General features: G+C 39.0%; 12 protein-coding genes. 5 read left to right on the top strand and 7 right to left on the bottom strand.

The window, feature by feature from the left end:
• Nucleotides 1-15 precede the first annotated feature (15 nt).
• Nucleotides 16-723: a DUF3307 domain-containing protein gene (locus ACFSR6_RS04950; protein WP_379075752.1), complete on the bottom strand. Its 708-nt coding sequence runs from the start codon at nucleotides 721-723 to the stop codon at nucleotides 16-18.
• Nucleotides 723-1,334, bottom strand: coding sequence for a SatD family protein (locus ACFSR6_RS04945; RefSeq protein WP_379075749.1), 612 nt, complete (start codon nucleotides 1,332-1,334; stop codon nucleotides 723-725). The genes ACFSR6_RS04950 and ACFSR6_RS04945 overlap by 1 nt, the downstream gene beginning before the upstream one ends.
• Before the next feature lie 155 nt (nucleotides 1,335-1,489).
• Between ACFSR6_RS04945 and ACFSR6_RS04940 the strand changes: the two genes are divergently transcribed.
• The 5 genes from ACFSR6_RS04940 to ACFSR6_RS04920 all read left to right on the top strand — a co-directional run bounded on the left by ACFSR6_RS04940 (nucleotide 1,490) and on the right by ACFSR6_RS04920 (nucleotide 8,687).
• On the top strand, nucleotides 1,490-2,518 hold the full coding sequence (locus ACFSR6_RS04940; protein WP_379075746.1) for a ligase-associated DNA damage response exonuclease: 1,029 nt from the start codon (nucleotides 1,490-1,492) through the stop codon (nucleotides 2,516-2,518).
• A gap of 2 nt (nucleotides 2,519-2,520) precedes the next feature.
• A complete protein-coding gene (locus tag ACFSR6_RS04935) occupies nucleotides 2,521-4,110 on the top strand; it encodes an ATP-dependent DNA ligase (protein ID WP_379075743.1) in 1,590 nt (529 codons plus the stop codon).
• A gap of 246 nt (nucleotides 4,111-4,356) precedes the next feature.
• Nucleotides 4,357-6,831, top strand: coding sequence for a ligase-associated DNA damage response DEXH box helicase (locus tag ACFSR6_RS04930; RefSeq protein ID WP_379075740.1), 2,475 nt, complete (start codon nucleotides 4,357-4,359; stop codon nucleotides 6,829-6,831).
• Between the two features lie 72 nt (nucleotides 6,832-6,903).
• On the top strand, nucleotides 6,904-7,542 hold the full coding sequence (gene pdeM / locus ACFSR6_RS04925) for a ligase-associated DNA damage response endonuclease PdeM (RefSeq protein ID WP_379075737.1): 639 nt from the start codon (nucleotides 6,904-6,906) through the stop codon (nucleotides 7,540-7,542).
• Between the two features lie 20 nt (nucleotides 7,543-7,562).
• Nucleotides 7,563-8,687 carry a hypothetical protein gene (locus ACFSR6_RS04920; RefSeq protein WP_379075734.1) on the top strand — a complete coding sequence of 375 codons (1,125 nt, stop codon included), beginning with the start codon at nucleotides 7,563-7,565 and terminating at the stop codon, nucleotides 8,685-8,687.
• On the opposite strand, the gene trxA is transcribed toward ACFSR6_RS04920, so the two are convergent.
• The 5 genes from trxA to ACFSR6_RS04895 form a co-directional block, all read right to left on the bottom strand.
• Nucleotides 8,677-8,973 (bottom strand): thioredoxin, encoded by a 297-nt coding sequence (gene trxA / locus ACFSR6_RS04915; protein WP_183760438.1) that lies wholly within the window; start codon nucleotides 8,971-8,973, stop codon nucleotides 8,677-8,679. The two genes, ACFSR6_RS04920 and trxA, sit on opposite strands and share 11 nt — an antisense overlap.
• A gap of 160 nt (nucleotides 8,974-9,133) precedes the next feature.
• Nucleotides 9,134-9,748 carry a hypothetical protein gene (locus tag ACFSR6_RS04910; RefSeq protein WP_379075731.1) on the bottom strand — a complete coding sequence of 205 codons (615 nt, stop codon included), beginning with the start codon at nucleotides 9,746-9,748 and terminating at the stop codon, nucleotides 9,134-9,136.
• A 63-nt stretch (nucleotides 9,749-9,811) separates the two neighbouring features.
• Nucleotides 9,812-11,173 (bottom strand): dihydrolipoamide acetyltransferase family protein, encoded by a 1,362-nt coding sequence (locus tag ACFSR6_RS04905; RefSeq protein WP_379075728.1) that lies wholly within the window; start codon nucleotides 11,171-11,173, stop codon nucleotides 9,812-9,814.
• Nucleotides 11,174-11,229: 56 nt separating this feature from the next.
• The gene (locus ACFSR6_RS04900; protein ID WP_379075726.1) at nucleotides 11,230-12,474 is read right to left on the bottom strand and encodes a competence/damage-inducible protein A; all 1,245 of its coding nucleotides are present in this window, start codon (nucleotides 12,472-12,474) and stop codon (nucleotides 11,230-11,232) included.
• Nucleotides 12,475-12,478: 4 nt separating this feature from the next.
• Nucleotides 12,479-15,049, bottom strand: coding sequence for a putative LPS assembly protein LptD (locus ACFSR6_RS04895; RefSeq protein WP_379075723.1), 2,571 nt, complete (start codon nucleotides 15,047-15,049; stop codon nucleotides 12,479-12,481).
• Nucleotides 15,050-15,190: the final 141 nt, after the last annotated feature.

Genomic DNA, 15,190 nt, shown 5'->3' with positions numbered 1-15,190 from the left:
ATAGGGCTGCTTTTTTTATGCGATAAGCCTTTGGGTAAGCATAGCGGTTACAATAGCTATTCCAAAGCTTAATAAGGTTCCGATCAGCACATATTCAGTAAGTTTCAGATCATGTTTTTCTTTTAGATCGCCAAATCTGAATATTGATTTTGCAGCAAGTAAAAAACCAACAGCCTCAAAATGATTGGTAAGAATGAACAGAAAAATTAGGGTCCGTTCCAGTATCCCGATGTATTTACCTGCATTCTCTAACGATTTAGGACTATCCGGCTGATCAGGGATCCATTTGGCGATAATGACCCTCATAACAATTGATGTGGGCAGGGTTAAAAACAAAGTACCCGAAATTAATATCCAGGTATGCAAATCATTTAAAAAAACAATATTCAAGTTCCCTTTATAAAAGAGATGCCACAGGGCCACAATTGAGCTAAAGTGTAATACCTGATCAACAAAGAATAATATGCGGGCATTTTTATTACTTTGAATGACCGATTTTAATGCATCAATGATTAAATGGGCAACACCTATTGTTAAAGCTATTTTCCAAACATTAAAGCTTAAAAAAACAAGAAATATCAAAGCCACGTGCACCGCTACATGCAGGTACAGCTTTGTTGATTTTAACTTTTTCTGCTCTTTATCTTTTACCCAGGTATTTGGTTGCAAAAAGAAATCTCCAATTAAATGGGCAATAATTAGCTTGATTAAATAGATATCCATTATTTTAAAATCATTTGGTTCAGTTTTTTACGGTATAGCTTATCCATTTCCATTATTTCGCTGTAATGAGCACGTTTTAGTGCCTCGCTTACAGAAGATTGTGTTCTGCCAGAAATTGCCGCCAGTTCGCTCTGCAGCCGGTTTTCGTTTTCCAGTGCAAGTTTTACCATTTCGGCAGCTACCTCTCCCCAATTATCCATTGCAATAAGTGCAAGTTTGATCAGAACATTCATCTCTTCATCAAAATCAGGGTTATCGGTTTTGATGGCCAGATTGGTTTTAGACTGTTTCAGTGCATCAAAGGCTGTACCCGAATGAACAAATGCATCGCCGCTGGATTCTGATAGTTTCTTTCTTCTATTTTTCATCGCACCGATGCCAATGCCCATCCTTACGTCGGCAGGTTTATTTGTCCTGATACAAGCTTTGATGTAGGCTGCAAGTTTGATGGCTTCTTCTATCTCCACTCCCACCTGGAAGCTGTCTCCGCGGAAAATTTCCCATCTGTTAAATTCGCCCGCTGCCAATCTCAATGCAGATTTTAGGTTTGATAACCAACTATCTTTAATCCTTCTCGAGCCTATAATATCACCGGTTATAATACAAATCATACTACAATATCGGATTTATTATCCATATTACAAAAACAATATCGGGTAATTAGCCGATATTTCGATTTATCGGGTAATTAGCCGATATTTTAAATTATCGGGTATTTACCCGATATTCATTAAAAACTAATCTTTAGATTTATTGTTTAGTAACTATGGCGTTGATCGAATTTACCAAAAAAGGCATTTATTGTGAGCAAGGCGATTTTTATGTAGATCCCTGGTGGCCTGTAGATTATGCCGTAACCACACATGGGCACAGCGATCATGTTCGTTTTGGAAACAAATATTACCTATGCCATACTTTAACCAAACCCATCATCAAACGCAGAATCAGTGAAGATTTAAATGTAGAAACGTTGGAGTATGGAGAAAGCATTAGCCGCAATGGCGTAGACATTTCTTTTTTCCCTGCCGGGCATATTATAGGATCGGCACAGGTACGCCTGGAATACAAAGGAGAAGTTTGTGTAATCTCTGGTGATTATAAAATTGAAAATGATGGTATTACTACACCCTTTGAGCCTGTAAAATGCCATTCTTTTGTCTCAGAAAGTACTTTTGGCTTGCCGGTTTATAAATGGCAAAAACAGGAAATTGTTTTTAACGGAATCAGGAACTGGGTAAATGATAATATCAATCAACAGAAAACAAGCGTGTTGATTGCTTATAGTTTGGGCAAAGCGCAGCGTTTAATTAAAAACCTGGCCGGCGATATCCCGATTTATGTACATAACAGTATTGCCAATTTAAATGAAGTGATTATAGAAGCTGGTGTAAAACTTCCGGAAACTGTAAGGATTACACCTGAAACAACCAAAGATGAATTACGGAAAGGAATTGTAATTGTACCTCCTGTGATGCGGGATAGCCGATGGATCAAAAATTTATCCCATCCGGTTACCGGTATATGTTCTGGCTGGATGCAGGTAAGGGCACACCGCCGCTGGCAAAGTGCCGATGCTGGTTTTGCACTCAGTGATCATGCCGACTGGCCGGGCTTAATGGAAGCCATTAAGGCAACAGGTGCCGAAAAAGTGTATGTTACCCATGGTTTTACCGCTGCTTTTAGCCGCTTTTTAAATGATGAAGGTATAGAAGCGGCAGAAGTTTTAACCAGGTTTGGTCAGGAAGATGACGAAGAAAATAAAGTAGATTTAGCCGGGCAAAACGAAAATAAATAGTGATGAAACGTTTTGCTAAACTAATCCAGCAGCTTGAACTGAGCAATAAGACCAACGATAAAATCGAGGCCCTGGTTGATTATTTTAATTACGCCGACGATAAAGATAAAGTATGGGTAATTGCCTTATTTACCGGTAAAAAACCTAAGAGGCCAATTAAATCGGCGCTGTTGAAATATTGGGCGATAGCCATTACCGAAACTCCCGAATGGCTATTTGCAGAAAGTTATGCCAATGTTGGCGATTTAAGTGAAACCATTGCTTTGTTGCTGCCCCCTGCCGAACACACATCTGATTTTCAATTGCATACCTGGATCGAAGAATTGCATGATCTCGATGGTAAAGATGATGAAACCAAAAAAGAGTTCATTTTAAATGCCTGGAACAAATTAGAAACCCAGGAACGTTTTATTTTTAACAAACTGATTTCCGGAAATTTCAGGATAGGTGTTTCCAATAAATTGCTGGTAAATGCATTGGCCAAACAAAGCAGTTTGGACAGCGCCCAGATTATGCATAGCATTATGGGCAAATGGGATCCTTATACCATCACTTTTCATGAACTGATTAATGGTATCCATGTAAATACCGATAATTCCTGGCCTTACCCCTTTTGCCTGGCTTATGCTTTAGAACAGGAACCTGAAAAACTGGGCGATATTTCGGAGTGGCAGGCTGAATGGAAATGGGATGGCATCCGTGGGCAGCTTGTAAAAAGGAACGGCGAGCTTTTTATCTGGAGCCGCGGTGAAGAGCTGGTTACAGAACAATTTCCTGAACTGCATTTTATGATCGATGTTTTGCCCGATGGCGTGGTTTTAGATGGTGAAATACTGGCGGTGCAAGATAAGCAGGTGTTATCATTCAGCACCCTGCAGCAACGCTTAAACCGTAAAACGATCAGTAAAAAACAGTTGGAAGATGCTCCTATCGGCTTTTTTGCTTATGACGTTTTAGAATATGAAGCAAAAGATTTTAGAGAGGAACCCTTAAGCGTAAGAAGAAAGATACTTGAGCAACTGATGCGTGGTTTAGAAGGAAGTCCGGTGATGATATCGCCCGTAATCGATTGCAACTCGTGGGAAGAATTGGCTGATTTAAGACAAACTTCGAGATCGATCAACAGTGAAGGAATTATGCTCAAAAAATTGAGTTCTCATTATCACAGTGGCCGAAAAAGAGGTGATTGGTGGAAATGGAAAATCAATCCTTATACGGTTGATGCAGTGATGATCTATGCTCAAAAAGGAAGTGGCAGAAGGGCCAATTTCTTTACCGATTATACTTTTGCTGTTCGTGATGGAGAAAACCTCGTTACAATTGCAAAAGCCTATTCTGGATTAACGGATAAGGAAATTAAAGAAGTAAACAGCTTTGTAACCCGCAATGCGATTGAGAAATTCGGCCCGGTGCGTACGGTAAAGCCTGAACTGGTTTTCGAAATTGCTTTTGAAGGAATTGCAGAAAGTAAACGGCACAAGGCAGGCTTAGCTTTACGTTTTCCACGTATATTGCGGTGGCGAAAGGATAAAAAGGCAGATGAAATTAATACCTTGGAGGATTTAAGGCAATTGTTGCAGTCAACCTTGTAGGGCACCATTAAACCTCGCAGGTTTTGAGACACAGACCGGGGAGTCAGATTTAGTTATGTAGGTTTGCCTCGCTATTTAAACCCGACAGCAGCGATACCCTTTTTTGTTATTGATAATTAACATTTAAGGATAATCACAAAAAAGGTAAAGCATATGGCGGGACTGCTGTAACCCAAAGCGCACTGTTATTGCTTTTCAAAAAACTAAACTGATCAATATAAAATCAAAAAAGGATAAACATTAGGCATGGATCAAACCAAAACCAAAGGTTATAAAAAGATAAAAACCTGGTTAAAGGCTAATAAACGCAGGCCTTTTCAGTTTCAGGAAGATGCCTGGCAATATTATCTTAACGGTTATAGCGGTTTGGTAAACGCGCCTACAGGTTTCGGAAAAACTTTTTCCCTTTTCCTGGCTGTAGTGATTGAGGCGTTAAACGCATCGGAAGCCAGCAATAAAAAAGCAAAAGACCGCTTACAGTTGATCTGGATTACGCCACTACGTTCCCTGGCAAAAGATATTGCAAGGGCAATGCGCGAAACTTTATCTGAACTGGAGCTGGATTGGTATGTAGGCGTACGCAATGGCGATACTTCGCAGGCTGAAAAAGTACAGCAGAAAAAATCGATGCCGGAAATTTTATTGATTACCCCGGAAAGCCTGCACTTGTTACTGGCACAAAAAGGCTCTTCCACCCTGTTCCGGAATCTTAAATGCATTGTGGCTGATGAATGGCATGAACTTTTGGGCAGTAAACGGGGGGTGCTTGTTGAGTTAGCCATTTCGCGGATCAAAGGACTGCAAAAACTGGAAAAAAATCAGTTTTTAAGGATTTGGGGAATATCGGCTACCATCGGTAATATCGATGAGGCTTTGGATGTCTTAGCACCAGATTTAGAAGCCAAAAGAACTATTGTTAAAGCCGATCTGGAAAAGAAGATCCAGATCAAATCAATCTTACCTGATGATATTGAAACATTGCCCTGGGCCGGGCACTTAGGTTTAAAACTGGCTTATAAGCTATTACCGATTATTGAGAAAAGTAAAACTACCTTAATTTTTATCAATACCAGGGGGCAATCCGAAATGTGGTACCAGCATCTGCTGAATATCGAACCTGAACTGGCCGGACGTATTGCCATACACCACGGATCTATAGATTTCGAGCTCCGTAACTGGATTGAAGATGCGCTGCATACCGGACAGCTCAAAGCAGTTATTGCCACTTCATCGTTAGATTTGGGCGTAGATTTTAAACCCGTTGACACCGTAGTTCAGGTAGGTTCGCCAAAGGGAGTAGCCCGTTTTTTACAAAGAGCAGGTCGCTCAGGCCATTCCCCGCACGAAACTTCTAAAATTTATTTCTTACCCACCCATGCCTTAGAACTGGTAGAAGCTGCTGCCATTAAGGAAGCTGCCAAAACCAACAATATAGAAAGCCGTGAACCGTTTATCATGGTATTTGACACCCTGGTTCAATACCTGGTTACATTGGCCGTAGGCGATGGATTTGATGACAAAATTATTTACAATGAAATCAAAAACACCCATGCTTTCAAACATATTCTTCACGAAGAATGGAACTGGGTAATGCAGTTTATTACCTCGGGTGGCGATAGCTTAAGTGCGTATACCGAATTTAAAAAGGTAGAGAAAGAGGATGGACTTTGGAAGGTTAAAAGTCGCCAGCTGGCTATGCGCCACCGTTTGCACATCGGAACCATTGTTAGTGATGCGATGTTAAAAGTGAAATTCATTTCGGGTGGATACATCGGCATGGTGGAAGAATATTTTATTACCCGTTTAAAAGCTGGTGATAACTTCCGTTTGGCCGGGAGGGTTCTGGAATTTATCCAGGTAAAAGACATGACAGTTGTGGTAAGGGTAAGCAAGCAAAAAAACGCCATTTCGCCAAGCTGGAACGGCGGGCGTTTGCCGTTATCTTCCAATTTAGGGTCAGTTTTAAGAAAAAAATATAATGAGGCTTTAAATAAAACCCACCAGGATGAGGAATTGGATTCTGTTTACCCATTATTTTTATTACAGGAGAAACGTTCTCATGTACCTCGAAACGACGAATTGTTAATTGAGCTGATCAACAACAAGGAAGGTTTTCATTTATTTGCATATCCTTTTGAAGGGCGCCTGGTGCATGAGGTTTTGGCGGCTCTTGTAGCTTATCGGTTAAGTAAATTGCTGCCAATCAGTTTCTCTATTGCCATGAACGATTATGGTTTCGAGCTTTTAAGTGAAACGGAAATTCCTATGGATGAATCGATTGCCTACGAAGTTTTCTCTCCTGAAAATTTAACGGAAGATATTACTTTAAGCATTAACGCTACGGAAATGGCAAGGCGGAAATTCAGAGACATTGCCTGTATTTCAGGATTGGTTTTTCAAGGGTACCCCGGAAAATACGTAGCAAATAAACACCTCCAGTCATCGGCAGGTTTGTTTTTTAATGTTTTTAGCGATTACGACAAACATAATTTACTTTTGCGACAGGCTTACGATGAGGTTTTTTATCAGCAGCTGGAAGAACCCAGGTTAGCAGCCGCTTTAGAAAGAATTCAGCATGGAGCAATTATTATTACCCATCCAAAGAGTTTTACGCCACTCTCTTTTCCGATTAAGGTTGACAGTTTAAGAGAGAATATGAGTTCGGAGGAATTGGAACAGCGGATTGCCAGGATGAAGGCTGAATCAGAGAAAATTAAATAGATATACTTGGCCTGTGGCCTGACGAACTAAAAGATCCTTAGACAAGCCCAGGATAACAATAACATCAAATAAATGACCATTACTTGCCAAGGTGAAAAACTAATTTTAGATAAAGAAAGGGCTTTATTTTTGCCTAAACACCAACTTCTGGCCATTAGTGATATTCATCTGGGCAAATCGGCACATTTCCGTCAGGCAGGTTTGCAGGTGCCTGCTACCATTGCGCAAACCGATTTGCAACGTTTAAGTTTATTAATTAAGCAATACCATCCCAAAACACTGTTAATTAACGGAGACATGTTCCATCATGGTTTGAATACCGATATTGATGAATTTTCTGCCTGGAAAAAGCAATATCAGGAACTTAATTTTTTATTGGTAAAGGGAAATCACGACAGGCTTTCCGATGCGAATTATGCTGCAATGGATATCGATATACATGAGTCTAGTTTTTGCTTAGGGCCATTTTGTTTTATACATCAAGCGCCAAATTATACAGAAGAAGAATTATATCCCATCAGTGGCCATATCCATCCGGGCGTTACCATTGTTGGAAAAGCAAAGCAAAGATTAAAATTCCCTTGTTTTTATTTTGGAAAGGAATATGCTCTTTTGCCTGCTTTTAGCTTATTTACGGGCTTATATAATATTTATCCTAAAGCTAGCGAAAGAATATTTGCTGTAACACCTAAAAGTGTTTTGGAGGTGTAGAAAACTTTTATATTAGCAGAATGTTTTTACGACGCCTGATTTTCGGCCTATTTCTCATCGCTCTCAGTTATTCAGCTAATGCTCAAAAGGCATACATAAATCCTGGAGTAGATACAACAGATGTAAGGATAAAAGAAGTTATTCAATTCTATCAAAATTATTTGGGCGATTTTAAAGGTAAAAAATTACCAGATTTTAATAAATATTGGTCAGCAGAAGACTGTAAAAACTTTAAAATCCCCGATCCATCAGTTTACGGTATCGGCGGCGATTATCCAACTGTTTCTATGGCAACGGTAAAAACTATTTTTTATGTGAAGCCCTTATCCGATTCGCTATTTATCCTTAAAGCTACTGGTGGCTGGATAGACTCTCTTAAAAACTACAATTTGTTGTATAATTCTAATCACTATGTAAAGAAGACGAAATCGAAACATTTGGAATTTATTACACCTTACCAATACTCCATTGATCAATGGGCATCTAAAAAAGTTAGGAATGTTACTTTTTTTTATCCGAAAAAGATAAAATTTAATAGTGCCAGGGCAGATGAGTTAATTAATCAGCTTAAAAAACTGGAAAATGACTGGAGCACCTCTCCCATTGAGATTAAGTATTTTTACACATCAACATATGATGAAATTCAATTTATAAGAGGTTTCGATTTTACATTGGGCTTAGGAAATGCAGACAAACCCACCGGTATTTCAAATCAAACTGATAATATTGTTTATTGTGCCGGAAGCGGCGAGAATTATTTTCATGAGGTGGTTCATATTTACCTAAATCCGATGCATAAGCATTCTCCGCTAAACGAAGGATTGGCAGTATTTTATGGTGGTTCAATGGGGCACCCACTTAAATGGCATATTAAGCGTTTACAGGATTACTTAATGAACCATAAAACAATAGATTTGGGTAAACTGGATAATTTTTACTTTATGGATAATTATACCAACCCCAATAGTACAATACTTGGAATGTTTTGCCAGTTAGCTTATGATCGGGATAAAATAAACGGACTAAAGCGAATAATGACTTATACCTCCATAAAAGAAATATTAAATAAAGAATTCAATATCAGTCCTGAAGATCAAAACGAAGCATTAAGAAAGCTAATTTACAATTACAAAGCTATCGATTAGCATCGATAACCTGTTTCAGCTGTGCTGCCTGTGCCACACCACTTTGCCTCCATACCTGTTTTCCTTTTTTGAAAAGGATTAAAGTAGGAACACTCTGCACATTGAACGATGAAGCAGCGGATTGGTTCTTATCAATATCAACTTTAATAATCGATACTGAATCGCCTACCTGTGATTTTAATTGTTCCAGAATCGGTTTCATCATTTTGCATGGACCACACCACTCGGCAAAAAAATCTACCAGAACTGGTTTATCCCCGTTAATCAAATCTGAAAATTTAGCCATGATATTTGCCTTTATTTATAAACAAGAATGAACCGGATTGGTTTTAAATGAAAAATCCGTCATCTTGAGTGAAGCATAGCGAAATGGAGAGATCTATTTTATATTTCTCAACTGCGTTACTCTCCGTTCGAAATGACGAATTTGACGGTCGATTATTTATTTAAGCACTTATTGGCAGTTCTGCAGTTAAGGCAGCCACCCAATCTTCAAATAAAGCTTTTTCAATTTTGATTACCTCAGCGGCATGGCTTTCCCAATCTTTAGAAAAGCTAACCAATTGGTTCATCATTTCTTCCAAATGCCCTTCTTCTTCTAAGATAATCGATTTTACATTCACCTTGCTTTTTACCTCATCTAAAGCGGCTTGGTATATTGGATAAAGCTCGTCGGCACGTACTTCAATGGCGTAAGTAACAAATAAATATGCCGCAAACTTTAAGTCGTAGCCCGAAAGATTAAATACGGCTTTTAAATAACGGCAAACTGCAATATCTAAAGCATGCAGGTAGTATTTAGTATGGTTTGGCGAAAGTAATTCGGCATTTGTATAGGTTTTACAAAGCGATTCGTCGACCTTCGAAATTTGCTTCTTTAAATAGTAAGCATGGCGGTGTTCTTCTGCCGCATGTTTAAGGATAATCAGGTTTACATCTTCTTTATGCTCAGAAGCCGAAATCTTTTTTGCACCTGCATTTTCCATATAAGACAAAGTGTTTAACCATTTGGCATGCAATACGTTATCTGAAACTATCGATTTTAAATTTGTAGCTAACATTCTTAATTGTTAAACTGGTAATTGTTGGCATCAATCCAACTGTAAACTTTTAACTGTTACTGGTTACACCTCTCTATTCAGGTCCCAGCTTTCTAAATAATCGGCCACCCTGCGCACAAACATTCCTCCTAAAGAACCATCTACTACCCTATGATCGTAAGATAGGGAAAGGAACATCATGTGCCTGATTGCAATCACGTCACCATGTTCAGTTTCTAAAACAGCGGGTTTCTTTTTAATGGCACCTACTGCAAGGATCGCTACCTGGGGCTGGTTAATAATTGGCGTACCCATTACATTACCGAAACTCCCTACATTGGTCAATGTAAAAGTTCCACCCTGCGTTTCATCTGGCTTTAATTTAGAGTTTCTTGCTCTTGTAGCTAAATCGTTAACTGCTCTGGTTAAGCCCACCAGGTTTAACTGATCGGCATTTTTGATTACCGGAACAATTAAATTCCCGCTCGGTAAAGCAGCAGCCATACCGATATTGATATTACCTTTTTTGATGATCTGTGTTCCGTTAACCGAAACATTAATCATCGGGAAATCTTTTATTGCTTTCGCCACAGCCTCTACAAATATTGGCGTAAATGTTATTTTTTCATTTTCACGTTTCTCGAAGCTGTTTTTCACTTTATTACGCCACAAAACCATATTGGTTACATCGGCTTCAACAAAAGAGGTTACATGCGGCGAGGTAGCTTTACTCATTACCATGTGATCGGCGATCAGTTTACGCATCCTATCCATTTCTATAATTTCATCCCCACCGCTAACAGATGTGGTAGATGGTTTACTGGCAACAGCCGGCTGTGCTGCATGCTGAACATCTGGTTTAGGCTCGCTTGATTTTTCAACCGGAGGTGGTGGAGACAAAATAACTGTTTGTGCTCTAATTACGCTTCCGTCATTTCTATTAGCAATATAATTCAATAAATCATCCTTATTTAACCGTCCATCAACACCAGAACCTTTAATTGCATCTAACTCAGTTAGTGAAATATTTTCCTGGGCTGCAATACTCTTAACCAAAGGGGAATAAAAACGGTCTGATGAACTAAAATCAGCTGCTGCAGCTTTATTTTCTGACGGAAGCTGCTCAATGCCTGGAATAGTTTCTGCTTTTTCTTCTATGACAGGTATTTCAGCAACAGGTGTTTCAAGGGGAAGATGATCCCCTCCTTCGGTTTCTATAATGGCAATTACATCGCCAACCTGGGCAATATCGTTTTCCTTGAATAACTGTTTTACCAATTTGCCTGCTACAGGTGAAGGAACTTCAGAATCTACCTTATCAGTAGCGATTTCCAGGATGGTATCATCTAAATCGATTGCATCACCTGGTTGTTTTACCCATTTAATCACGGTTGCTTCCGCAACACTTTCACCCATTTTTGGTAACAATAGTTCGTATTGAGCCATATTAAATTACAGTATTTTATATTGGTAACGCTGCAAAAATACAGTTTTTATTCTTTCTAAACTGTTTCTTTAAGTAGATTTAATAGCATGGTTAGTGCTGATACTGCCGAACGTTCGATGTTCTGAATACGTTTATTGCTGAAATTAAACACTTTAGCTACAGTTTTCTTTTTGGAAGAAATTGCAATCCACACCGTACCTACCGGTTTATCTGCTGTTCCTCCATCCGGACCGGCAATGCCGCTTACAGCAATGGAATAATCGGTTTTAAAATGTTTTATTGCACCTTCGGCCATTTCTGTAACGGTTTGTTCACTTACGGCGCCGAAAGTGCTTAGCGTATGCGCTTTTACACCCAGGATAGATTCTTTTAACTCGTAAGCATAGGCTACTGCCCCGCCCCAATATACTGATGAGCAGCCCGGATGTTGGGTAATTAAATGTGCAATATAACCACCTGTACAACTTTCTGCTGTCGATAGAGTTAAACCCTTACTTTCCATGAGGTTCAGTATCGCTTTTTCAAGGGCAATATCTTCATCAATTACTACAAACTTATTTACTTTGGTAATAATCTGTCGGGCATAAACTTCAACTTCTGCTTTTAGTTTTGCTTCATCATCTCCTTTGGCCGATAAACGTAAACGAACATGGCCTAATTTTGGCAGATAAGCCAGTTTAATATGTACTGGAAGGCTATTCTCTATTTCCTCTATCTCTTTGGCTAAAAATGATTCACCTATATTTGCTGTAAGTATTGTTTTATGCACAATAAACGGCAGCTTAAACCTGGTTTTGATTCTGGGCAGAATCTCATCATCCATCAGGTACATCATTTCGTAAGGTACGCCGGGCATCGATATAAAAATAGTGTTATTTTGCTCAAACCACATACATGGGGCAGTGCCATTTTTGTTTACAATAACCTCGCAACCATCCGGAACATCAGCTTGTGCAATGTTAACATCCAATAAAGGGCGTTTGTATTTTTCGAAAATCTGACGAACCATTTCCAATGCACCGGCATCATTACGAAAGCCCATGTTAAAATATTTTGCCAAAGTTTTCTTGGTAATATCATCTTTGGTTGGCCCTAATCCACCAGTAATTAAAACAATATCTGCACGGTTTTCGGCAAGTTTGAGCGCTTCCAAAATATGTTGCTCATCATCAGAAACAGAAGTAATCTGTTTAACGGAAACACCAATTAAATTTAACTGCTTTGCCATCCAGGCAGAGTTTGTATCAACGATCTGGCCAATGAGAATCTCGTCGCCAATGGTAATAATTTCGGCTAGCATAAATTTATCGGTATGTATTGTAAAAACCTTGTCTTTTGCTCAATTTCAAATCCTGTAATATCGATGCCTTAACTTTTATGGTCAGAGAGTAACTTCTATAGGCGCCAAATGGAACCCAGTTTACACTCATATCCCAGCAGTGCAGATCACGGTAAATGGCTAAATTCATTGGCGTTAAACCATTATTCTTGAAATCGTAACCCGAATTAAATGTAACTTTCCATTTAGGGGTTAAATTAACATCGCCATTGAAATTTAGCGTATTCGATATTGTACTGATATTCCCATCGTTCGCATATTGAAAGCTGTAGGAGAACGAGAAATTCCATGGAATGTTAAAATCAACAAAAGCATTCGGGTCGCGGCTTATGGCAGCCAACTGCTCCGATTGTATATCCGTCATTCCTTTTTTGTTTGCTGCCTCTCCCAATTTATCGTTTGCCGCATTTTTACGTTTTAATGCCTCTGGGTTTAAACTGTAGTCAAATGAGAAACCAAAATTGGTTAAACGTGGCAGAAATTTATTCTTTTGGAAAAATAAGCGGTCTTCTCTTATTTTCATGATCTGGCCGTTAACCGTTGTGTCTTTTAAAGCATAGGGATCTAATGTTCCGTTATAGTTTATCCCTAGCTTATCGGTAAACTGCGACCGGCCACTAAAGCCAATTGTAGATAATTTATAAGATGGGGCCAGGAAGTTGTAGGAGCCGCTAAAACTCAAACCCTGAATAATCGGAATCTTTTTTGAGCCTGTTCCGGTTGTATCGTTTTTATTCCTCACCTTTAATTCTACTGTATTATCCAGTCCGAAACCAATAGATGCATTGGGGCCACCAAAAGAACCTGGTTGTGCCATACCATCAAAAATAGAATATTTTAAAGGTTGCCCGCTGGTATAAATTTGATTACCATTCTGGTCTATTGCCGGTCTGAAAGGCCCGGCTCCTGCTTTGGTAAAATCAGGAGAGTAAGAGAAGGAAACATTGGGAGTCATTACATGCCTCAACGCCTGTATTTTACCGGTAGGGCTAAAATCTCTTCTTCCATAAATTTTAGTAGACATACTTGTTGAGAAGCTGTAACTGCCTGCTCTTTTAAACCCACTGATGGTATCTTCCCTGAAAGAATAAGTATTATCGGCATAACTCGTATATCTTCTGGTTACACTCTGGAAATTCCACACTTCATTATAGGTTCCACCCAGGCTAAAGTTTAGGTATTTAAGCGCGGTGAAAGACATATTTATAGGAATGTTATGCGAAAAACCACTCCTTAAACGCTTTAAACCATCATTTTGAAAAAGCAAACTATCGAAAGTATCAATCCGGTTGGTTCCCTGTAAACTGTAACCTACCGTAATTTTTTGATACCACTTTTGCTCTCCAACAGCATTTTTGGAACTAAATGGGTTAAATGTTGGCACGTTAAAGGTCATTTCGGGTAACCTTAACGATATGGCCCTTGTACTTAAAGTCTGATCACTTGAAGCAGCTAAAGAGAAGTTCATCCCGTTCGAATAGGCCTTTGCATAACTGATACTACTACTGGTTGAGTTGGTAGCGATGGTATTAATATCGTAGGTAGTACCTGCTGCTGTATTTTTATAGTATCCTTTTCTACCTGTCGACACCAATCTTACACTGGCACTAAATGTGGTACCGGGATTGGCATTGGCATTTTGACTATGGCTCCAATTGATGCTGAAGTTTTTGGTAGGGTTTTTAAAAGCTTCGGTGCCTTCAAGGCCATCCTTAAAACTAGCGTAGGCTAAATTAATATTACCATTATATTTATACCTTTTGGTGTAATTACTCAGTAAATTTGTTTCATAAGAGCCATTGGTATAGATGGAACCTAACAGTTTGGCATCCCAGTAATCGTTCAATCCGATATAATAACCACCGTTTTGTAGAAAGAAGCCTCTTGTTGCATCTTCACCGGGGGTGGGAAGTATAACACCAGATGTTCTTTTATTTTGTTTTGGGAAAAAAGCAAAAGGTAGACCCAAAAAAGTCGGAATATCTTCAATAATCATGTAAACCGGCCCTGTAATAATCTGTTTCTCGGTTACCACTCCTTTCGAAATCATTAATCCGAAGTGTGGGTGCGGAAGATTACAGGTACTGTACATTACATTTTTAATGTGCAGTTCATCATCTATTTGTTTTTTACTCTGTCCGCCAGAGAAAAAACCTCCCTCTTGCTCGGAGAAAACCCCATATACCTTAGCCTTGGTTGTTTCTGAATTGTAAAAAATAGAATCGGCAATTGCTGTTCCATCTGTGCCCGATTTGAAGATTGGTCTTCCGGCGTACCTGCCGGTTTTCGGATCTTTTACACCACGGGCGAAAATCGAATTTTGCTTTTTATCGTATCTGATATAACCTGCATCCAACTCAAAATCACCGTATACAACCCTTGCGTTTCCATATAAATAAACAATGTTTTTATCAGCGCTCATTTTAACCGAATCATTCGCCTTGTATTCTACTTTCTGGTCGAGACTGCTATTGTTTTTGCCGGTCTTATTAGACTTATCCTTTTTGGTAGTATCCAGTTTGATTATCTGTTGCAATGAAAATCGCGAAAATGCGTTAGCTTTACCAACAACAAGTGTTAATAAAATGACAGAAATTAGTAAAATAGAGCTCTTAAGAAGTTTCAAATTCGTATTTGAATGTTATTTTTGCACATATGTTTAATCAAAAACGTTCAA

The organism is Pedobacter vanadiisoli (assembly GCF_042684385.1).
Classification (GTDB): Bacteria; Bacteroidota; Bacteroidia; order Sphingobacteriales; family Sphingobacteriaceae; genus Pedobacter; species Pedobacter vanadiisoli.
This window is presented reverse-complemented; position numbering and strand designations above follow the sequence as displayed.

What these genes read in the sequence shown, in the direction of transcription:
- ACFSR6_RS04945 (WP_379075749.1), bottom strand. Translation starts at nt 1,334, where the DNA reads ATGATTTGTATTATAACCGGTGATATTATAGGCTCGAGAAGGATTAAA.
- ACFSR6_RS04950 (WP_379075752.1), bottom strand. Translation starts at nt 723, where the DNA reads ATGGATATCTATTTAATCAAGCTAATTATTGCCCATTTAATTGGAGAT.
- ACFSR6_RS04905 (WP_379075728.1), bottom strand. Translation starts at nt 11,173, where the DNA reads ATGGCTCAATACGAACTATTGTTACCAAAAATGGGTGAAAGTGTTGCG.
- ACFSR6_RS04935 (WP_379075743.1), top strand. Translation starts at nt 2,521, where the DNA reads ATGAAACGTTTTGCTAAACTAATCCAGCAGCTTGAACTGAGCAATAAG.
- ACFSR6_RS04910 (WP_379075731.1), bottom strand. Translation starts at nt 9,748, where the DNA reads ATGTTAGCTACAAATTTAAAATCGATAGTTTCAGATAACGTATTGCAT.
- ACFSR6_RS04900 (WP_379075726.1), bottom strand. Translation starts at nt 12,474, where the DNA reads ATGCTAGCCGAAATTATTACCATTGGCGACGAGATTCTCATTGGCCAG.
- trxA (WP_183760438.1), bottom strand. Translation starts at nt 8,973, where the DNA reads ATGGCTAAATTTTCAGATTTGATTAACGGGGATAAACCAGTTCTGGTA.
- ACFSR6_RS04920 (WP_379075734.1), top strand. Translation starts at nt 7,563, where the DNA reads ATGTTTTTACGACGCCTGATTTTCGGCCTATTTCTCATCGCTCTCAGT.
- pdeM (WP_379075737.1), top strand. Translation starts at nt 6,904, where the DNA reads ATGACCATTACTTGCCAAGGTGAAAAACTAATTTTAGATAAAGAAAGG.
- ACFSR6_RS04940 (WP_379075746.1), top strand. Translation starts at nt 1,490, where the DNA reads ATGGCGTTGATCGAATTTACCAAAAAAGGCATTTATTGTGAGCAAGGC.
- ACFSR6_RS04930 (WP_379075740.1), top strand. Translation starts at nt 4,357, where the DNA reads ATGGATCAAACCAAAACCAAAGGTTATAAAAAGATAAAAACCTGGTTA.